We start from the raw sequence: 307 nt of genomic DNA on the forward strand, positions 1-307 counted from the left end.
GGTCACCACAATCTGCTCGGACAAGACCGGCACCCTGACCCAGAACCGCATGCATGCCGAATTGCTGCTGGCCCACGGTGTGCGCTGGGTGCCCGGCGACCCCTTGCCCGGTGCGGCCCATGCCGAAGCCCTGTGCGCCGCCGCGCTGTGCAACGACGCCACGCTGCAGGTCCACAACGAAGAGGGCCAGTCGGGCATCCAATGGCTGGGCGACCCCACCGAGATCGCGCTGGTGCTGGCCGCCCACGCAGGCGGGCTGGACAAGGCCCAGCTCGATGCCGCCAGCCCCCGCGTGCAGGAGCAACCG

At 70.7% G+C, this 307-nt stretch carries 1 protein-coding gene; it reads left to right on the forward strand.

Annotation, left to right across the window (positions count from 1 at the left end; all coding sequences use genetic code 11):
• Window positions 1–49: 49 nt before the first annotated feature.
• Window positions 50–307 (forward strand): hypothetical protein (locus DBR23_RS07340; protein ID WP_233250316.1); only part of this gene is annotated, 258 nt, incomplete at its 3' end.

The organism is Acidovorax sp. HMWF018 (assembly GCF_003061035.1).
Lineage (GTDB): Bacteria > Pseudomonadota > Gammaproteobacteria > Burkholderiales > Burkholderiaceae_C > Acidovorax > Acidovorax delafieldii.